At 74.0% G+C, this 19,308-nt stretch carries 17 protein-coding genes; 8 read left to right on the forward strand and 9 right to left on the reverse strand.

Annotated features, from left to right (window positions below; genetic code table 11):
• Nucleotides 1-8: 8 nt before the first annotated feature.
• The 3 genes from ACFV20_RS15640 to ACFV20_RS15650 all read right to left on the reverse strand — a co-directional run bounded on the left by ACFV20_RS15640 (nt 9) and on the right by ACFV20_RS15650 (nt 2,840).
• Nucleotides 9-2,117, reverse strand: coding sequence for a trypsin-like peptidase domain-containing protein (locus tag ACFV20_RS15640; protein WP_385656576.1), 2,109 nt, complete (start codon nt 2,115-2,117; stop codon nt 9-11).
• Nucleotides 2,118-2,168: 51 nt separating this feature from the next.
• Complete coding sequence (locus ACFV20_RS15645; protein ID WP_385656578.1) at nt 2,169-2,576, reverse strand: CU044_2847 family protein; 408 nt, start codon at nt 2,574-2,576, stop codon at nt 2,169-2,171.
• Between the two features lie 102 nt (nt 2,577-2,678).
• A complete protein-coding gene (locus ACFV20_RS15650) occupies nt 2,679-2,840 on the reverse strand; it encodes a hypothetical protein (RefSeq protein WP_385656581.1) in 162 nt (53 codons plus the stop codon).
• A 128-nt stretch (nt 2,841-2,968) separates the two neighbouring features.
• Between ACFV20_RS15650 and ACFV20_RS15655 the strand changes: the two genes are divergently transcribed.
• Both ACFV20_RS15655 and ACFV20_RS15660 read left to right on the forward strand, forming a co-directional pair.
• Complete coding sequence (locus ACFV20_RS15655; protein ID WP_385656583.1) at nt 2,969-4,312, forward strand: tetratricopeptide repeat protein; 1,344 nt, start codon at nt 2,969-2,971, stop codon at nt 4,310-4,312.
• Between the two features lie 481 nt (nt 4,313-4,793).
• On the forward strand, nt 4,794-5,585 hold the full coding sequence (locus ACFV20_RS15660; RefSeq protein ID WP_385656586.1) for a GAF and ANTAR domain-containing protein: 792 nt from the start codon (nt 4,794-4,796) through the stop codon (nt 5,583-5,585).
• A 213-nt stretch (nt 5,586-5,798) separates the two neighbouring features.
• On the opposite strand, the gene ACFV20_RS15665 is transcribed toward ACFV20_RS15660, so the two are convergent.
• Nucleotides 5,799-6,584 carry a hypothetical protein gene (locus tag ACFV20_RS15665; protein ID WP_385656588.1) on the reverse strand — a complete coding sequence of 262 codons (786 nt, stop codon included), beginning with the start codon at nt 6,582-6,584 and terminating at the stop codon, nt 5,799-5,801.
• Between the two features lie 369 nt (nt 6,585-6,953).
• On the opposite strand from ACFV20_RS15665, the gene thrS reads away from it, so the two are divergent.
• Nucleotides 6,954-8,174, forward strand: coding sequence for a threonine--tRNA ligase (thrS, locus tag ACFV20_RS15670; RefSeq protein WP_385656591.1), 1,221 nt, complete (start codon nt 6,954-6,956; stop codon nt 8,172-8,174).
• Between the two features lie 7 nt (nt 8,175-8,181).
• On the opposite strand, the gene ACFV20_RS15675 is transcribed toward thrS, so the two are convergent.
• A complete protein-coding gene (locus ACFV20_RS15675; protein WP_385656594.1) occupies nt 8,182-8,727 on the reverse strand; it encodes a pyridoxamine 5'-phosphate oxidase family protein in 546 nt (181 codons plus the stop codon).
• Nucleotides 8,728-9,198: 471 nt separating this feature from the next.
• On the opposite strand from ACFV20_RS15675, the gene ACFV20_RS15680 reads away from it, so the two are divergent.
• Nucleotides 9,199-10,173: a nucleoside hydrolase gene (locus ACFV20_RS15680; protein WP_385656597.1), complete on the forward strand. Its 975-nt coding sequence runs from the start codon at nt 9,199-9,201 to the stop codon at nt 10,171-10,173.
• A gap of 262 nt (nt 10,174-10,435) precedes the next feature.
• On the opposite strand, the gene ACFV20_RS15685 is transcribed toward ACFV20_RS15680, so the two are convergent.
• Nucleotides 10,436-11,371, reverse strand: a complete 936-nt coding sequence (locus tag ACFV20_RS15685; RefSeq protein ID WP_385656600.1) for an LAETG motif-containing sortase-dependent surface protein — start codon at nt 11,369-11,371, stop codon at nt 10,436-10,438.
• A 294-nt stretch (nt 11,372-11,665) separates the two neighbouring features.
• On the opposite strand from ACFV20_RS15685, the gene ACFV20_RS15690 reads away from it, so the two are divergent.
• On the forward strand, nt 11,666-13,348 hold the full coding sequence (locus ACFV20_RS15690) for a glycoside hydrolase family 13 protein (protein WP_385656603.1): 1,683 nt from the start codon (nt 11,666-11,668) through the stop codon (nt 13,346-13,348).
• Nucleotides 13,349-13,590: 242 nt separating this feature from the next.
• Here the strand turns inward: ACFV20_RS15690 and ACFV20_RS15695 are convergent, their stop codons facing one another.
• Together ACFV20_RS15695 and ACFV20_RS15700 are read right to left on the reverse strand one after the other, a co-directional pair.
• Nucleotides 13,591-14,124, reverse strand: a complete 534-nt coding sequence (locus ACFV20_RS15695) for an FxLYD domain-containing protein (protein WP_385656606.1) — start codon at nt 14,122-14,124, stop codon at nt 13,591-13,593.
• Complete coding sequence (locus tag ACFV20_RS15700; RefSeq protein ID WP_385656608.1) at nt 14,121-14,495, reverse strand: DUF6479 family protein; 375 nt, start codon at nt 14,493-14,495, stop codon at nt 14,121-14,123. Before ACFV20_RS15700 ends, ACFV20_RS15695 begins: the two co-directional genes overlap by 4 nt.
• A gap of 329 nt (nt 14,496-14,824) precedes the next feature.
• On the opposite strand from ACFV20_RS15700, the gene ACFV20_RS15705 reads away from it, so the two are divergent.
• Entirely contained in the window at nt 14,825-15,238 is a 414-nt protein-coding gene (locus ACFV20_RS15705) for a DUF5994 family protein (protein WP_385656610.1), read from the forward strand.
• Nucleotides 15,239-15,254: 16 nt separating this feature from the next.
• On the opposite strand, the gene ACFV20_RS15710 is transcribed toward ACFV20_RS15705, so the two are convergent.
• Complete coding sequence (locus tag ACFV20_RS15710) at nt 15,255-15,617, reverse strand: DUF1304 domain-containing protein (RefSeq protein ID WP_385656613.1); 363 nt, start codon at nt 15,615-15,617, stop codon at nt 15,255-15,257.
• Nucleotides 15,618-15,989: 372 nt separating this feature from the next.
• On the opposite strand from ACFV20_RS15710, the gene ACFV20_RS15715 reads away from it, so the two are divergent.
• Both ACFV20_RS15715 and ACFV20_RS15720 read left to right on the forward strand, forming a co-directional pair.
• Nucleotides 15,990-17,240 (forward strand): serine hydrolase domain-containing protein, encoded by a 1,251-nt coding sequence (locus tag ACFV20_RS15715; RefSeq protein WP_385656616.1) that lies wholly within the window; start codon nt 15,990-15,992, stop codon nt 17,238-17,240.
• 91 nt (nt 17,241-17,331) lie between these two features.
• Complete coding sequence (locus ACFV20_RS15720; RefSeq protein ID WP_385656619.1) at nt 17,332-19,239, forward strand: glycine-rich protein; 1,908 nt, start codon at nt 17,332-17,334, stop codon at nt 19,237-19,239.
• Nucleotides 19,240-19,308: the final 69 nt, after the last annotated feature.

Raw genomic sequence — 19,308 nt, forward strand, 5'->3', positions numbered from 1 at the left:
ACGAGCTCCTACGAGGGGTCGTCGAGATAGAGGTCTTCGGGCAGCGGGCCGTGGTCGTCGGACCAGGCGAGTACGGGCCGTCCGACGTGCACGGCCGGGTCGTTCCAGATGCCGCGGCGGTACTCCCGCACCGCCTGGGGCAGCCCCGCAGGGGGAATGCGGGCGAGTACGTTCTCGGCGTGCGCCCACTCCTTCTCGCCCCGCCCGAACAGCACCACGGGCACGCCTGCCGCGAGGCAGTACTGCACGACGACCTCACGGAACGCCGGCTCGACCGCTCCGACCAGTGCCCCCACGGCGTCCATGTCGCCCGCGAAAAGGCCGTAGACCTCGTCCAGGCTGCTGACCGAGGCCTCGATGCGCACCAGGGCACCCCGGTGCAGACGTCTCTTCCGCTCCCGGAGGAACTCCGCATCGCTGCCCTGCTCGACGAGTTCCGGGCAGGAGAACACAACCGGGAAGTCCACGCCCAGGGCCCGCTCGGTGTTCAGCGGCCCCGGGGCCTTCCACCAGTGGGGATCCATGTCGAGGTCCGCACGGTCCAGCAGCAGCTCGACGATGGGCAGCGTGCCGGTCCGCCAGAGCAGCGAGGCGGCGGTGAAGATCCTCGCCGCCGTGCCGGCGATGTCCCGGACCTCCTTTTCGTCGACATGGACGCGCTGCCACCCAACCGCCTCACGTCGCCACATCCGCAGGGTGAAGCGGCTGGTGTCCCCCTCGCCGTCGACGCGCTCGAGGCGCACCAGAAGCCGCGGTGCGTGCCGGTTGGGTGCTCGTAGCCGGCACGCCTGCTCCTTGGCCAGCGCCAGCCGTTCCTCCAGTGCCGCCTGGTGTCCCTGGGTGCGCCGGACGACCTTGGCGCACCATCCGACCAGGTCGGAGGCGACAGCGTCGGGTGCCACGGATGCGACATGGAGGACGAAGCAGACGAGGGCGGGCAGCAGCGGGCTGTGCGGGCGCTCGGTCGCGGGAGCACGGCGGCTGCGTTCCAATTGGTCGAGCAGCGCCTCCAGAGAACCCGGTGCGCCATGCGGATCCAGCCAGGTCTCGTCGGTGAGCAGGTCGGTGGGGAGTTCGACGTCGGGGAGGGCGTCCAGCACGAGGGCGGGGACGGTGGCGGTGATCTTGTGTGGCAGCGACCCCAGCAGGGCGGTCAGCCGCTTCCGTTCGGCGTCGGTGAGCAACGTGCAGTGCTCGATTCGCGCGCCTACGTCCAGGAGTTCCGTCACGGCGCCGGGTTTGGCCGCGTACAACACGTCGGTGAGCTCGGCCAGGGCGCGGGGGTAGGTGAGAAGGACGCGCGCGAACTCCTCCACGGACGGCGCGGAATCGTCACGAGGATGGCTCAGTCCGGTCCGTGCGGCCACCTCCCGGCCGTACTCGGCCAGGTCCTTGTGGCTGTCCACCTTCCGGTTCAGGATGTCCGCGAGGTCGAAGGCCTCGCTCGAGGTGTCGGGTTCGTCCGCGTCGTGCGGGGTGTCCAGCAGATGCGCGGCGCCGGCGGCGGCGAGTTCCTCGCGGACACGCTGGGTGGGCAGGCACCAGCTGCGGCGGCGGATCTGATCGGGGTGGTGGGCCCGTTCCTCGTCGCCTTTGAGCTGTGCCACGACCATGCCGACGACGGCCCGGTCCTCGTCGAACCAGACCGGGCCCCCGCTGTAGCCGTGCTGGATGGTGGCGCCGGTGTCGCTGCTGTCCACGATGGCGAAGGCGAGCTCCGGGTCGACCGCCACCACCTTGCTCCGCGCCAGGGAGAATTCGGCACGCCCCGCCGGATGCCAGGCACAGACGGGCAGGCCCTCGGTGACCGGCCGCCACGGGGGCGGCAGGAAGTTCGGCGGTAGGCCGTGCAGCAGCTCGAGTACGGCCAGATCGCCCTTCCAGTGCAGCTTCGTCCGCTCACGCACGGGCACCCAGACGACGACCCGGGCGTCCTCCCAGTGGCCGCCGACGCGCACCCGCAGGACGGCCTCCTTGCCAGGGTGGGCCGCTTCATACTTGTCCGTCCTGCCCAGAGCCAGGTTGACGACGTGCGCGGCGGTGAGCACGCGGCTGCCGGGCAGCAGCACGCCCGCGCCGACGCTGCTTCGCTCCCGGGCACGCGGAAACACGGACACGGTCGCCGGACGGGACGGGCCCGGCGCGGAGAACCAGGGCAAGGGAAGGCCCTAGACGGCGGGGTCCGGGACGGGCCGCCAGGTCGCCGACACCTTCAGGCTGCTCGCGCTGTTGACGCCCACGATGCCGAGTTTCAGGTCCTGCCCGAGCTGCAGGCCGAACTCGACGCTGAACTCCTGCGGCGGGTCGTCCACCGACGTGACGACGGCATGCACCTCCCGCAGCAGTGGCCCGAGGGGGCTCAGCACGCGGCGCATGGTGCCGCCGGCGAGGACCCGTGCGGCATCGCTGAACCGTCCGACCGGCTCCGAGCCCCGCATGCCGTCCGGTACTTCTTCGTACTCCTGCAGCTCATCGGTGCCGGCTGTCCCGGCGTCGGCCGGTGGCTCCCCGACCGGTGACAGCTCCAGGCGTATGACCGTGCTGTCGTCCAGCAACAACTCCGCGTACTGAGTCATGGATCACAGTGTGCCCAGGACGGAGAGGGGAGGAGACCCGTTTCGAGGACTCCGGTCTGTGTTCGATTCGCGGATCAGGTACGGAGGCGCACCAAGGCCCCCTCAGCCGTGGCGCTGATCGGCTGTATGTGTGGCGTGGGTGGCCGGTGGTTCCGCTGCCCGGGCCGGGCCCGCGTTCGCCGCCAGGAGGAGGGTCGCCACCGCGACGAGGGCGGCGGTGAAGCCTCGGGCGTACCGCTCGGTGGTGCGTGTGCGTTCGAGCACGGCGACCTCGCAACAGGGGCGGCGACTACGGCGGCGAGGTATTAAGCGAGTGCGACAATCCCGCTTAACACTCCGTTTAACCTAGGGGCAGTTCAGGGCGAACGGCAAGAGTCGCAGGGGGAGTTGGCGTGGGAGAGCGTGACGATCCGGGAACCATCGGGCGCCGGGTGCAGCGGTTGCGGGTGGAACGCGGGCTGACGCAACGGCAGTTGGCGGAACCCGTGTACACCCCCGCCTACATCTCCACCCTCGAGTCGGGCCGGGTGCGGCCCTCCGACGACGCCCTGCGGCATCTCGCGGAGCGGCTGGGCGTCGCCTTCGAGGAACTCGCCGGCGGACGCTCGGCCCGGCTCGTCACCGGACTGCGGCTGCGGCTGACCGAGGCCCAGCGCACCTTCGCCGTCGGCGACACCGAGGCGGCGGCCGCGCAGTACGCCGAACTGCTCGCCGAGGCCGAGACGCACTCCCTGGCCGCCGAGCGGTCCGCCGCCCTGCTCGGGCTCGGCGAGTGCGCCCTGGAGACCGGTGAGCTCGTGGCCGGCCGGCAGTACTTCGAGCGCGCCGAGGAGTGTCTGGCCGACGCCCCCCTGCCCGCCCGGGTCCCGGCCCTGCGCGGCCGGGCCGTGGCCCACTACCTCGCCGGTGAACTCCGTTACGCGGTCTACCTGCTGGAGACCACCCTCGACGCACTCAACCGCGGCGGACTGCACGACCCGGACGCCCTGCTGCTGCTCTACGCCAGCGCCATCGGCCCGTACATGGACATGGGCGCCCACGCACGCGCCGCCCAGGCCGCCGAGTTCGCCCTGGCCCTCGCCCCGCAGTCCGGCGACCCCGCCCTGGTCGCCCGCATGCACCGGTCCGTCGCCCGCACCCTGGTCGCCGAGGGCCGCCTCGCCGAGGCCGACGCCTCCCTCGCCAAGGCCGCCGAGCTCTACCGCGGCCTGCGCCTGCGTACCGAACTGGCCAACTGCCACTGGATGCGCGGCTACGTCTACGCCCAGGAGGGCCGGCTGGAACGCGCCGAGGAGGAACTGCGGCAGGCCCTCGGCATGCTGTCGGCCCAGCGTGCCGCCCTCTACAGCAGCCAGGTCACCGTCGAGCTGGCCGACGTGCTCCACCGGCGCGGCAGGTCCGAGGAGGCCTCGGCCCTGCTGCACGACGTCCTCGGGCAGCTGTCGCCCGAGCGCGGTGCCGTGCACGCCGCCGCCGCGCACCGGCTGCTCGGCATCATCGCCGAGGACGCCCGCCGCACCGAGGACGCCGAGGAGCACTACGTCCGTGCCCTGAGCCTGCTGGAGCGGGCCGGTGCCGCCGGTGACCTGGCCGACCTGTGCCGGCTGCTGGGCGACCTGCTGCGGCGGACCGGGCGGGTGGAGGCGGCCCTGGACGCCTACCGGACGGGCCTCGGCCACCGCACGGCCCCCGGCACCACCACCCTCGGTCCCGCGCCCGCGCAGCCTCCCCTGTGAGGGAGGGGGCTGGGTGCGCTGCCGGCCCCTCGCGTCCGCACCTGCGCGGCCTCCGCTGTGAGGAAGCCAGGTGCGGCACCGACCGCTGGGGCTCGCACTCGCGCGGCCTCCGCTGTGGGGAAGCCAGGTGCGGCACCGACCCCTGGGGCTCGCACTCGCGCGTCCTCCCCTGTGACGTCACCAGGTCCTCACCGCCCGGCCCTGGGGCGGCGGTGGGCTTCGCAGCCGGACGACCTGTACGCGAACGCCGACGCCGTACCCTGCGACGAGGTCCTCCGGGCAGGTGTTTCGTCGCACCTGCAACGGGTAGTCGGGGCACGTTCCGAGGGTCCGGGCCCCAGTGCGCGGCGGGCACCGGGCAAGCGGGGACGGCCGGCCGCACCACGCACCACGGCCTCACAGGGCAGGGGCGTACGCGACCGGCCCTGTCGCGGCCCCGCCCCGGGAACCGGTGACGCGCGATGCGTGAGCGAAGGAGGCGGTGGCCGTGCTGCCCAGGGACGATCCCGGAGACGCCCCCGACGGCGACCCGGGCCTCGGCCGCGCCGGGGGCGGCGGCCCGGACCCGGACGGTGCCCGGGCCGCCGACGCCATCGCCAGGGGTGTGCGGGGCGCCGAGCCCGGGGAGGTGCCGGGGCGGCTGTGCGAGGTGGCGGTGGAACTGCTGCCGGTGATCGGCGCCAGCGTGTCGCTGCGCAGCGAAGGGATGCCCGTGCAGCTGAGCGCGAGCAGCGAGCAGGCCGCGCACCTGGCGCAGATCCAAGCGACGCTGGGCGACGGCCCGTGCCAGAGCGCGCTGGAGGACGGTGTGCCCGTCCTCGCCAGTGACCTGACCGCGGGCCGGGACGCCGGGCGCTGGCCGGTCTTCGCCCAGCAGGCCACGGAGGCCGGGGTGCGGGCGGTGTACGCGGTGCCGCTGGGCAGCGGCCCGGTGTGCGTGGGCACACTCGACCTGTACCGCGACCGCCCGGGCGGGCTCACCGACCGTCAGCTGCACATGGCCCGCGTCGTGGCCGGTGTCATGACCGTGGCCCTGATGGCACTGCCGCACGGAGACGAGCCCGGGACACCGGACGGGGACGACTGGCTGAGCGGACTGGCCACCGACCACGACGAGGTCTACCAGGCCGTCGGCATGATCATGGCGCAGCTGGGCGTTGCCGCGGACGACGCGCTCGCGCGGCTGCGGGCGGACGCGTTCGCGCACGGGCGCACCGCCCTGGACGTGGCGCGGGACGTGATCGCCCACCGCACGCGGTTCGACCCGTACTGACCGGCGGGGAGCGGGACGCGTCAGACCCGCGTGAGGGGGGCGCGTCTGATCTGCGGGGAGCGGGGGGCGTCACGAGCGCGTCGGACCCGCGGGGAGCGGGGGGCGTCACCGGCGCGTCGGACCCGCGGGGAGCGGCACGCGTCACCAGCGCGTCGGACCCGTAGGGAGCGGCACGCGTCACCGGCGCGTCGGACCCGTAGGGAGCGGGGCGCGTCAGATCTGCGCCCTGCCCTGCTTCCTGATCTCCGTCAGGCGCTGCGCACCGAGCTGCGCGGCCTGCTGAGTGACCTCCTCGTAGACCTCGTCGAGGCCCGCGTTGGTGAGGGTGATCGCCTCCTGGCCGACGCGGACGGCGGCGATGTCCATGGTGAGGTACGTGCGTTCCCCCTCCTCCGTCTCGCCGGCCAGCATGACCCGCAGGGCCTGCCGGGCGTCGCCGACCGGCGGCAGCGGCAGGTCGCGGACCTCCACGCCCTGGATGCCGCCGCGGGTGGTCGCGGCCGTGAACTCACCGCACCTGCCGGGCAGCGATCTCATCCAGTCCAGCGCGCGGTCCACGTCCGCCGGGGGATGGGCGGCGACCCGGTAGCGCAACTGGGCGTCGGTGTCGTCGTCGTCGAGCGCGGACGTCGCCTGCGGGCCCTCGGGGGTGCCGAAGGGCTCCTCCGTGTAGAGGACGTCCAGCAGCCGCTGGCAGTCCTGGTCCTCCGTGGTCGCCTTGAGCAGCCCGTCCCGCCAGGTCCGCGCCCCCCGGGACGGCACCCACGGCTCCCCCAGGTCGGCCTCGGTGACCAGTGCGGCGTGGGCCTGCGCCTCGGTGAGGGCGGCCCCGGAGCCGGACGGCTGCTCGACGGCGGGGGACGCGCCGGAGGCGGACGCGGAGGCGGAGAACCACCGGGGCCGCGGCTCGTCCTCGACGGAGCAGCCGGCCGTGGCCAGCAGGGCGGTGACGGACAGCGCGGAGGCCAGGAGGGCACAGGTGGCCGCGGGCTGGGTCATCGGGTGCCTCCTGCGGGGGCTCATGGAGGCGCCTGCGGGCGGGGCCGCTCTCCAAGATCGGGTACGTGCTCCTACGGCACCACCGCGCCCGCCCGGCCACCAGCGATACGGGCCGTCCGGGTGACCGGCCCGGGCCACCGCCGGCTTCGGCGTCGGCCGCGTACGGCCCTTCCGAAAACCCGTCGCCCCGCCGCGCACCCCCCTGTTACCGTCGCGCCCATGCAGCGCGTCCAGCCGTTCCCGTCCTCCACGACGACGCCGGAGAGTGTCCCGGCGCGCTGACAGCTGACCAGATGTCCGAAGCCCCGGGGCGAGTGCCCCGGGGCTTCGTCGCGTGGTGCTCGCCTCCCCACCGCGAGGAGTCACGCCATGCACGACCACCGCCGACTCGGCCGTGAACTGGACCTGTTCGACACCGACCCGCTGATGGGCGCGGGGCTGCCGTTCTGGCTGCCCGACGGCGCGATCGTGCGGCACGCCCTGGAGGAGTACGTCCGCGACGCGGAGCGCCGGGCCGGGTACCGGCACGTGTACTCGCCGGTCCTCGGCAAACGCGAGCTGTACGAGATCTCCGGGCACGGGGACCACTACGGCGACGACATGTTCCCGCCGATGGAGCTGGGCGCCGAACAGGTGCTGCTGCGCCCCAGCCTGTGCCCCCACCACGCCCTGATCTACCGCTCCCGTTCCCGCAGCTACCGCGAACTGCCACTGCGCATGGCCGAATTGGGCGGCATGTACCGCTCGGAGCTGTCCGGCGTCCTCGGCGGCCTGACCCGGGTGCGGGGCATCACCCTCAACGACGCGCACATCTTCTGCACCCTGGAACAGGCCGTCGAGGAGGCCCGGGCCGCGCTGGAGCTGATCGGCCGTGCCTACGCGGACCTGGGCATCCGCGCACACCGGTACCGGCTGTCGCTGCCCGGGGAGGGCGGCAAGTACGTGGCCGACCCGGAGCTGTGGCGGCGTGCCACCGCCCTGCTGCGGGAGGTCATGGACGGCTCCGGCATCCCGTACGAGGAGGCCGAGGGGGAGGCGGCGTTCTACGGCCCCAAGATCGACGTGCAGATCACCGACCCGGCCGGGCGGGAATCGACCCTGTCCACCGTGCAGATCGACTTCCACCAGCCCGAACGCTTCGACCTGCACTACATCGGCCCCGACGGGGCGAAGCACCGCCCGGTCATGGTGCACCGCAGCGTCATCGGCAGTGTGGAGCGCGCGGTCGCCCACCTCGTCGAGGAGCACGGCGGCGCGTTCCCGCCGTGGCTGGCGCCGGTGCAGCTGGCGGTCCTGCCGGTGGCGCAGGAGCAGTGCGAGGCCGCGGACGCCCTGGCCGCACGGGCCCGGGAGCTCGGTCTGCGTGCCGAGACCGCCGGCCCCGGGCAGGGCACCCTGGCCGCCCGGATCCGCGCGGCCCGGCTGGTGCCGTACCAGGCGGTGATCGGCGGGCGGGAGGCCGCCGCGGGCCTGGTGGCGGCCCGCCTGCGCGACGGCCGCCGGCTCGACGCGCTGCCCGCCGCAGAGCTGCTGCGGCGGATCGGCGACCGGGTCGCGGCCCGCGGCACCGGGCTGTGGGACCGGCCGTAGGGCGGGGTCAGAACGTCCACCGGGTGTGGCTGTAGACGCCGTTGTCCCGGCCGAAGCCGTAGGCCGTGTCCGGGGCCACCGCGAACAGCACGACGTCGCCGCCGCGGATCGCGTCGCCGATGCCGTGGAAGGTGCCCTCGGGGGAGGTGATGTGCGGCCCGTACTTCGTCTCGTACGCCGTGATCACCTCCTCCAGCAGGGCCCGGTCGGCGACCGGCTCGGCGGTGCCCTCGACGACGAGGTCGAGCCCGTTGGTGAGGGAGTTCGCGCCGGCGGTCAGCGCGCAGTGCGCGTCGTGTGCGAGGTTCCTGGCCTTCTGCTCGGTGCGGCCGGTGGAGAAGTACAGCGCCCCGTCGTGCCAGGTGGCGATGCAGGGCGTGACGTGCAGCCGGCCGTCGGGCCGCACGGTGGACACCCAGAAGATCTCGGCGTGCGCCAGCCGCCCCTGGGCCTCGTCCCAGTCGGTGGCGGTGACCTCCGAGGCACCCGGGCGGGGGTTGAGCGCGGAGCTGTAGCGGGGGTCGAGCTCGGTCGTCGGTCGCTGTGCGGGCATGGCGGGACTCCTTCGTCGTCTCCTGCCCGTAACGACCGTCCGGCGGGCCCGGAATCATCGCCGCGCCCGTTCGTGTGGCCCACGGCGCGGTCAGCGGGCCGTCCAGGGGCGGAGCTTGTCGGGGTCGAGCACGGCCCGGACGTGCTGGATCCGGTCGCCCGCGATGTCGAACGCCGGCACCGACACGATGACGCCGTCCTTGCGGGCCACCAGGCCCGGTCGGCCGTTGACCGCGCACTCCTCCGGGCCGGACGGCCATCGACCGCCACGACTGGGGCGTCAGCGGAGCCTGTGGCATGGTCGGCCGGAACGTCCTGCTGGAGTGCGAGGTCACGGCGCTGCGCCGGTCCTGACCCGGCCGGGAGCGGCGACGGGGCGCCGCCCGGGCCGTAGGGTCGCTGCCGGGGAGCTTTTCCCGCGGAGCTTTCCCGCAGAGCTTTTCTCGCGGAGCCACTGGAAGGAGTCCCCGCCGTGACGGACGGCCTGCCCATCCCGGTGATCATCGACTGCGACACCGGTGTCGACGACGCTCTCGCCCTGCTGTTCGCCGTACGGCATCCGGCGCTCGACGTGCGGGCGATCACCTGCGTGGCCGGGAACACGGACGTCGACGGCGTCGTGCGCAACACCCTGTCCGTGCTGGAGCAGGCGGGCGCTGCGCCCATCCCCGTCGCCCGGGGCGCGGAGCGGCCGCTGATCGAGGCCCCCCGCTCGGCGCGGCACGTGCACGGGCGGGACGGCATGGGCGACCTGGGGCTGCCGGAACCGTCCCGCGGGCCCGCAGACGTCGACGCGGTGACGCTGCTGCGGCGCGAGATCCTCGCCTCCCCGCGCCCGGTGACCCTCGTCCCGACGGCCCCGCTCACCAACATCGCGCTGCTGCTGCGCACCCATCCGGAGGTGGTCGGCAACATCGAGCGGATCGTCTTCATGGGCGGCGCGGCGGCCGTCGGGAACGCCACGCCCGTCGCGGAGTTCAACGTCTGGCACGACCCTGAGGCGGCCGCGATCCTGCTCACCGCCGGGGTGCCGATCACCATGTACGGGCTGGACGTGTTCAACCGGGTCGTGGTCCCCGCGGCGGACGTGCGCAGGCTGCGCGCGAGCGGGGAGCCGGGGGCGCGGCTGGCCGGGGAGCTGCTCTCGTACCGCCCGGCTCATCCGGACAGCCGCCCTGACGACCCCGCCGAGACGTCCGGCGGCCTCGGTGACGCGGGCGCGGTGTGCGCGGTCGCCGATCCGGAGGGCCTGACGACCCACCGTCTCCCCGTCGAGGTCTCCCTCGCGCCCGGACCCACGCGCGGTATGACGATCGTGGACCGCCGCCCCCGGCCCGGCGAGTCCGAGCTGCACGAGGGCACGCGTGAACAGCCGCTGGTCGACGTGGGGTTGGACGTGGACGTGGAGCGTTACGTGAAGCTGTATCTGGCGACGGTCGAGCTGTGATCCATCGATCGTCGATCGGTAGCGATCGATATCGATGGTCGACGGCACGGACGTCGGGAGTGCCCTGGCCGCGGTGACGGCCGCGGTCGCCGTGGGGCGGCGTTCGCCCCGCCGATGCCGGTCATGCGGAGCCTGCTGCGCAAGGCGACGAGCCTGCGGGCCGGGATGGCCGCGGTGGTCTGCCCGCGGGGGCACGGCAGGGCCCGGTGTGCTGTCGCCGCCGGACGACAGCACACCGGGCCCTGTTCGGTTCCGGGTGTCCTTACGCGCCGCGCCTGGCCGTGCGGCGGCGGGTCACGACGACCAGGGCCGCGCCGCCGGCGAGCAGGGCCGCCGCGCCGAGGGCGATCGGACCGGTGCTGCCGTCGGCGCCGGTCTCGGCGAGGTCACCGCCCCCGCCGTTCGGCTTGGGCGCGACGGGCGTCGACTCGGAGGCGCTCGGGGTGGGCGTGTCCGTGCCGGAGGACGGCGGCGTCGAGGGCTCGGCCGGCTCGGACGGGGACGCCGGAGGGGTCGTCTCCTCGACCGGCTCGGACGGGCTCGCGGGCGGCGTGGAGGCGGGCGGCTCCTCCTCCGCCGGCGGCGGGGTGGTGCAGTCCTTCGTGCCGCCGTTCCAGGCCGCGATCAGCTTGTCCTTGATGACCGGGCGGTCCGGGCCCTTGGGCAGGTCGCCGTGCTCGAAGCCGTCCTTGGCGTCCCGCTCGCCGTCGAACTTCACCGCGCCGCGGTAGAGGTCGATCTGCCCGAAGCAGCCCTTGTCGGGGATGGCGATGTCGAGCGAGTCGGTGCCGCCCGGCTTGACCGTGACCGTGTCGAAGTCGACGAACACCTGCTCGCCGGAGGTCGCGAACGTCGCGCCGTGGGCCAGGTAGGAGGCGAGGGAGGCCGTGCAGGTGGCCGCGTCACCGGCGGTGCGCACCTTGATGTGGACCTTGCCGTCCTCGGTGGGCTTCAGGTTCTGGTCGTCGACCTTGACCGAGTCGTAGAAGGCGGTGCCGTCGAGCGAGAACTGGCAGCGGTCGGTCCCGGTCTCCGTGCCCGCGCCCGTGCCGGGCCGGTAGCTGCCGCCGGACGACCAGCCGTCGCCGCCGGGCGCACCGTGCGCGAACGCGGTCGTGGCGGAGGCGGCGCAGAGGGCGAGGGCCGCGGCGCCCGTCCCCAGCAGGCGTCGCGCGGTGACACGTCTCCCTATGGACATGCGTAACCCATTTCTTGGCGTGTTCAGGGACCCGGGTGACGGCATGCGGGCAGCGCGCGGCGCGCGGCTGCCGGGCCGCACCGGGAGGTGAATGGTCTGAGAAACACTGGGCTCATTGGTCACATGTGCCTCAGTGGCCCCATCGTGGCGGCGCTGCGGCACCCTGTCAACCTGCGGTGATGCAAAGGGAGTTGCATCGCCCTCACACTTTCGTCACAGCAGGAATGGATTACTCCGATCAGCGCGATGGTTCCTTTTTCCGGCATTCTGGACAGATTCAATGCTGTCGCCCGTATGCCCTGCGAAGGAGACCGCGTGACCGATCGCTCGACCCTCGACCTGTCGTCCCGGAACCCGGACTGGTGGCGCCAGGCCGTCGTCTACCAGATCTATCCCCGCAGCTTCGCCGACGCCGACGGCGACGGACTCGGCGACCTGCGCGGCATCACCCGCCGCCTCGGTCATCTCGCCGCCCTGGGCGTGGACGCCCTGTGGCTGAGCCCCTTCTACCCGTCCGAACTCGCCGACGGCGGCTACGACGTCGTCGACCCGCGGGGCGTCGACCCGCGCCTGGGCACCCTCGACGACTTCGACGACCTGGTCGGCGAGGCCCACCGGCTCGGCCTGAAGGTCATCGTCGACATCGTGCCCAATCACTCCTCCCACCGGCACCCCTGGTTCGAGGAGGCCCTGGACGCGGGGCCCGGTTCGGCGGCCCGCGACCGCTACGTCTTCCGCGACGGGCGCGGCGAGCACGGCGAACTCCCGCCCACCGACTGGCAGTCCGTCTTCGGCGGCAGCGCCTGGAAGCGGGTGCCCGACGGCCAGTGGTACCTGCACCTGTTCGCCCCCGAACAGCCCGACCTCAACTGGGAGAACCAGGAGGTCCGCGCCGACTACCGCACCACCCTGCGCTTCTGGTCGGACCGCGGGGTCGACGGGTTCCGCGTCGACGTCGCCCACGCCCTCGTCAAGGACCTCGCCGAACCCCTGCGCGACCTCGGCCGGCCCGAGCTGAGCCGGGCGGAGGGCCTCACCACGATGCCGCCGGGCACGCACCCCTTCTACGACCGTGACGACGTGCACGAGATCTACCGCGACTGGCGCAAGATCCTCGACGCCTACCGGCCGCCCCGCATGGCAGTCGCCGAGGCGTGGGTGCCCGGGGCCCGGCGTGCGCAGTACGCCCGCCCGGACGAGCTGGGCCAGGCCTTCAACTTCGAGTACCTGCAAGCCGGATGGGACGCCGGGGAGCTGAGGCAGGTCATCACCGACTCGCTCGCCACGGCCCGGGCGGCGGGCGCCTCGGCCACCTGGGTGCTGTCCAACCACGACGTCGTACGGCACGCCTCCCGGCTGATGCTGCCGCCCGGCACGGACCTCAACGCCTGGCTGCTGGCCGGCGGGCACGCCCCGGCCGTCGACGAGGCGGCCGGGCTGCGGCGGGCCCGGGCGGCCACCCTGCTGATGCTGGCGCTGCCCGGCTCGGCGTACGTCTACCAGGGTGAGGAACTCGGCCTGCCGGAGGTCGCCGACCTGCCCACGGAGGTGCTCCAGGACCCGATCTGGGAGCAGACGGGGCACGTCCGCAAGGGCCGTGACGGGTGCCGGGTGCCGCTGCCGTGGACGACGACCGGACCGTCGTACGGCTTCGGGCCCGGCGGTGCGTGGCTGCCGCAGCCGCCCGGCTTCGCCGCGTACGCCGTGGAGGCGCAGGACGGTGTCGAGGGTTCGACCCTGGAGCTGTACCGGACGGCGCTGCGGTTGCGGCGCAAGCTGCTCGACGGCGAGGAGCTGACGTGGGCGGCGGACGCGGCGGCGGGTGTGCTGCGGTTCGACCGCTGCGAGGGGTGGCGGTGCGTCACGAACCTGTCCGGCACGGCGGTCGAACTGCCGCCGGGGGAGGTGCTGCTGAGCAGCGCGCCGCTGGAGGACGGGCTGGTCGGGCCGGACACGACGGTGTGGCTGGGGCGGTGAGGGGGTGAGGGCGGCGCCGGGTTGTTCTCCGGCTGCGGCACCGTAGGGGCTGGTCGCGCAGTTCCCCGCGCCCCTTCGGGGGCGCGTGGGGTGTCGGTCGGGCTGTGCCGGTCGGTCTGCGGCTGCGGCACCGTAGGGGCTGGTCGCGCAGTTCCCCGCGCCCCTTCGGTGGCGCGAGTGCGGCGCCGTAGGGGCCGGTCGTGCGGTTCCCCGCGCCCCTTCAGGGCGCGCGTGGGTGGTGGTCAGTAGCGGACTGCTCGGGTGACCTCGGGGCGGGGGGTGCCGGAGAGGTCGTGGGTGCTGCGGGCCGTGGCCGTGGCGGAGTGGCCGGGCTGGACGTGGTCCACCGTGACGATGACCGTGTCGACCAGTTGCCCGTCCGCGTCCCGGAAGTCGACCTGGACGGCGAAGGAGCGGGTCGAGTCGTCGGTGTTGCGGGCGGTGACCTCCGTGCGGACCCGGCCGTCGGATTCGGTCACGGGCGGACCGGTCGTCACGTCGTTCTTGACGTCGACGCCGCCCTGGATGTCGTCGAGCCGCCGCCCGGCCTCGGCGGTCGCCGACTCCACCGCCTCGGAGGCCTGCGAGGCGATCGAGCCCACGGCGGATTCCGCCTTGCGCGCGGTGTCCGAAGGGCTGTCGTAGTCGCTGCACCCCGCGAGCACGGCGGACAGACCCAGCGCCAGGGCGGCCCCGCCCGCCGCCCGGCGTCCGCGGCGGCGGGCGGTCGTGCCGCCTGCCCGGGGCCCGCCGGCTCCCGGGCCGCGCGCGGTCATGTGCGTCCGAGGCCGCCGCCGCCGAAGGATCCGCTGGATCCGGGCGACCAGCGGCGCGGTTTCTGGTCCTTGCCGGTCCTGGTGCTCGCGCGGTGGAGCTCATGCGGCATGAGCCGCTGACCGTCGCGTGTCACGACCGGCACGTCGTCGGGCTCCCGCATCTCCCGGCTCTCGCGGACCGGCCCGCCGTCCGGCATGCGCGGCTGCTCCTCCGGAGCGGGGTGATGGGTGTCCTTGTCCATGACCCGCATCCCGACCCGCACGGCCCAGATCAGCGCGCAGGCCACGATCAGACCGCAGACGAAGGCGATGGTCACGGCGACCGCGTGATCTGACGACGCCGCCAGTTCTGCATACGTAGCCGTATTCATGCCCCCAAGTATCACCGACGGAATGCAATAAAGCGCCCGGAATGTCCTGTCCCAGGCCGGCGGGCCGAAAGGCCGCCGGACGGGGTTGCGCCGCACCCCGGTGGGCCCGCCCGCCCGGCAACCCCCGCGGTGCCGGTGACGACCTCGGGGTGAGGCCCGTCCTCCCCACGAGGAGACCGTGCGTGCGCGGCCACCTGGCGCCCCTGATCGGTGCGGGCGGCAGGCCCGGCCCGTACCGGCCCGCGGGGTACGGTGAAGGAACGGAGGGTACGCAGACAGTGGCCGAACCGGTTGTCCGGCCCCCACCCGGTCCGCAGCAGGAGCCCCCGATGACGTCCGCCTCCTCGTCCCCGCCCCCGCCCCCGGCACCGCCGGAAGTCCGGCTGCGACTGGCCGAGCCGACGCGCTACGGCCGGACGGCACGCCGTATCGACGGCGCGTGGTGGCCCCGGTCCGACGACCTGGCCGAGGAGCTGACCGGGCTGCTGGGCGTGCTGCCGCCCGCCTGGGGGCGCATCGCCAGCGTCCTGGTCCACGGGGAGACCTGGCCCGACTGCCCGGAGCAGATGATCGTCGCCGGGCAGCCGGTGCACGTCGGCCACGACGACTCGCCCACCGCCCCCCACACGGTCTGCCTGATCGCCCCCGGCCGGGGCCGCTACGACCTGCTCGTGGTGCCGCCCGCGACGGCCGAGGCCGAGGCGGACCGGCTCATGGAACGGGCCGTCGCCGGGGACGGGTGACGTCCCGCCGGGCCGGTCAGTGCGCGGCCAGCACCAGCGCCAGGGCGGCCAGCGCCGGGACGGTCTGTACGAAGAGGATCTTCCGGGCCGCGGTGGCGGCGCCGTAGACGCCCGCGACCGCCACGCACACCAGGAAGAACACGGACACCTGGAAGCCCACGGGGTCGGACGCCACCGCGCCCCAGACCAGACCGGCGGCGAGGAAGCCGTTGTAGAGGCCCTGGTTGGCCGCCAGGGCCTTCGTGTCGGCGGCGAACTCGGCACTGGTGCCGAAGGCCGCCCGGGCCCTCGGCGTGGTCCACAGGAACATTTCCAGCACCAGGATGTAGGCGTGGAGCGCGGCGAGGGCCAGCACCGCGAGCGTGGCGACGGTCGACATGCGCTCATCATCACAGGCACGCCCCGTCCGCCCTCGTTCGGGCCCTCCCGGGAGGCGCCGCGGGGCGCGGACTGGCAGATTGCGGCCAGAGGAAGGCCGGACCCGGCCGTCGCGTCCCCGCGTGTGCCGCTCGGGAGCCGGGACCGGCCTTCCCGCTGCCGCGCCCGGTGACGGATCCCGGGCGCCTTGAGGTTGCGGGGCTGATGTTGCGCCCCCCTCGCGGAACACCCCAACTCCCCTGCCCACGGCCGGTTTTCGATCATCCCTCGGAAGGATGCCGGAACCGTCCGCCGCCCCGGACGATGATCCCTGCCTGTTCGAACAGATGTAGTCGAAAGTCGACGGACTCGAACACCAGGGAAGGGACAAGCGTTGCGTATCGCCCGGCTCCTCGGAACCGTTCTGGGCACCACCTTGCTGACCACCACCGCCCTGCTCACGGCGCCCGCGCGCGCCGCCACCACCGGGCCCCCGGTGTCCCTGGACGGCCCCGCCCTGCGCGCCTCGCTGGACGCCGTCCACGAGGCGGGCATGTACGGCGTCTTCTCGTCGGTCCGGGACGGCCGCGAGCGGTGGACCGGCGCCTCCGGTGTGGCCGACGTGACCACCGGGCGGCCCGTCACGCCGGACATGCGGCAACGGGTGGGCAGCATCAGCAAGACCTTCACCGCGGTGGGCGTCATGCAGCAGGTCGAGCGCGGGCGCGTCCGGCTCGACGCACCCGTCGGCGACTACCTCCCGGACCTGATACCCGGCGAGCGCGGCCGGGACATCACCGTCCGCATGCTCCTGAACCACACCAGCGGCATCGGCGACTACGTCGTGGGCGCCTTCCCCTCCCTCGCCCGGGGCTCGGCGGCCAGTCTCGAAGAGGAGCGCTTCCGCTCCGTACGCCCCGAGGCGCTGGTCCGGATGGGCCTCGCCGCGCCCGCCACCGGACGCCCCGGCACGGTGCCCGGCTCGTACTCCAACACCAACTACGTCATCGCCGGGCTGCTGCTGGAGAAGGTCACCGGCCAGAAGGCGAGCGCCTACCTCACCCGGCACGTCATCGACCGGGCCGGGCTGCGCCACACGTACCTGCCCCGCACCCCGTACATCAAGGGGCCGCACTCGCACATGTACGAGTCCTGGTTCGGCCTGCTCGACCCGCCGCGCGACTTCAGCGTCTACGACATGTCCTGGGCGTCCACCGCGGGCTCCGTCGTCTCCACCACCGACGACCTGAACCGCTTCTACCGCGCCCTGCTCGGCGGGAAGCTGGTCGGCAAGGCCTCACTCGACGAGATGACGCGCACGGTCCCCGTCTCCGGCATGGACTACGGCCTCGGCATCTACTCCCTCGAACTGCGCGGCTGCGGCCGCTTCTGGGGCCACGACGGGGCGGTGTTCGGCGCCGGCACGTTCGCGCTGTCCAGCCGCGACGGCACGCGCCAGGTCGCCCTCGCCCAGAACCTGATGAAGTATCAGGAGCTCGACGAGAACGGCCGCCCGAAGCCGCACCCGATCGACGACGCCCTCGCCGTCCACATCGTCCGCGCCCTCTGCCCGGACGTCCCCGCGTCCGGAACCAACCATTCTCGGTTGACCAGGAGTCTGAGGTTTGATCAGCTGTCCCACTAGTCATGTTCGATTCTGATCGAGCACTTCATGGCTCCCTGGGGGGGAGTTCGTGACGAGTGGGGGAGTTCCCTTGATGCATCACGGTTCCGCCGTGTCGCGCCGTGCCGGGATCCGGCGCGGCGCCGCGGTCCTGACCTTGGTGGCGCTGGCCGCCGGCACCGCCCTGACGGGTGCGCAGGCCGCCACGGCCGCAGGCGGCCGGGCACCCGCCGGGAAGGCCTGCGCGCCGACGGAGGGCTTCTCCGGCTGCCGCCTGTTCGTGCCCGCCGACTCCGGCCAGGACTTCACGGTGCCGTCCGGGGTGACCGGTCTCGACGTACGGGTCTGGGGAGAGGGCGGTGCGGGCAACTCCATGGCGTACGGCGGGGCCGGCGGGTTCGTCGCCGGTGCCCTGAAGGTCAGCCCCGGAGAGGTCCTGAGCCTCGCCGTCGGCGGGCCGGGCTCCGGTGACGCGCTCGCCGGCCAGGGCGGCAGCGGGGGCGAACGCGGCGGCAACAGCAGCGCCATCCGCACGAGCGCCGGCTCGGCGCTCGTCGTCGCCGGCGGCGGAGGCGGCGGTGGCGACATGGCCCACGGCCAGGCCGGTGCCGCCGGGGGCGAGAACGGCCAGGACGGCTCCGAGAAGGACCGCGGCGGCAAGGGCGCCACCGGCGCGAAGGGCGGCGCGGGCACCGGAAACGGCACCGCGGGCGCCGACCGCGCCAAGGGCGGGGCCGGCGGCGCCGGCGGCACGGGCCGGTACGGCGGTGGCGGCGGCGGTGCCGGATACGCGGGCGGCGGTGGCGGCACGGGTACCGAGACCGGCTCGGCCACCGGCGACGACCCGGCCACCGGCAGCGGTGGCGGCGGCTCCGGCTACGCCGAGCCGGCCCGGGTGGACGACGCCCGGCTGGTCGCCGGCGACGGGCACACGGCCCCGGAGAAGAAGGACCCCTTCTGGGCGTCCTCCGACAACCCCGTCGACTCGGGCGTGGCCGAGGGCGGCGTCAACGCGCCCGGCGGCCCCGGCCGGATCGTCCTGCAGTGGCGTCAGTCCCCCACGACGGACCGGCTGGTCCAGGTCTCCGGCACCGACGCCACGACCCGGCCGGGCAGCGACGTCCGGCCGCTGGCCGTGGTGGCCCGGGACAAGGACGGCGAGCCGGTCACCGACACCTCGGTGACCTTCACCATTGAGGACCCGGACGGCCTGAAGCCGCTGTTCCGCCTCACCGGCGGCCCGGACGACGACGAGACCGTCGTGGCGACCGACGCCCAGGGGCGTGCGCAGACCCCGTGGATCGGCCTGGGCAGCCGCACGGAGGGCTCGTTCACCGTCCGGGCGAAGACCCTGGGCGCGTCGACGGCCTTCACCGTGCGGGTCAAGGCGTCCCCCTACACCGTGAGCGCCGTCGGCGGCAACGAGCAGAAGGCCGAGCAGGGCCGGGACTTCGCCGACGCGCTGCTCGCCCGGGTGGTCAGGTCGGGCCAGGCGGTGCCGGCCGGCACCGAGGTGGAGTTCCGCGTCGAGGACGGCGACGAGGGCGCCCCCCGCTTCGGGGGCGAGGACCGCGTCGTCCGTGTGAGGACCGACGGCTCGGGCACGGCGACCGCCCCCGCCCTGACCGCCGGTGAGGGCACGGGCACCTACACCGTGGCCGCGTCGGTGGGTGACGCCACGACCCAGTTCGCGGTCGAGGTCGTCCCCGGCGACGGCCCGCAGGAGCCCGGCCCCGGCGACCCGTCCGGCTCTCCGTCCCCGAGCCCCACGACCGACCCCAGCCCGTCCGCCGAGCCGACTCCGTCGACCAGCGCGAGCACCTCCGGCACGACCGGCGGTGACGGCACCTCGACCACCGGCGGCGGCACGTCCACCGCCCTCGACGGCGGCAGCCTCGCCTCCACCGGCGCGGGCGGCACCGGGCTCCTCCTCGCGGCGGCCGCCGGCCTGGCGGCGGTGGGCTTCGCGGCCTTCCGTCTCGCCCCGCGCCTGCGGCTCCGCTCGCGCGACGGAGCCTGACGTCACATCACGCGTCACCGCGACGGCCCGCGCCCGGTTTCCGGGTGCGGGCCGTCGCCGTTGCGTCTT

It is taken from the genome of Streptomyces sp. NPDC059696 (assembly GCF_042733745.1).
Lineage (GTDB): Bacteria > Actinomycetota > Actinomycetes > Streptomycetales > Streptomycetaceae > Streptomyces.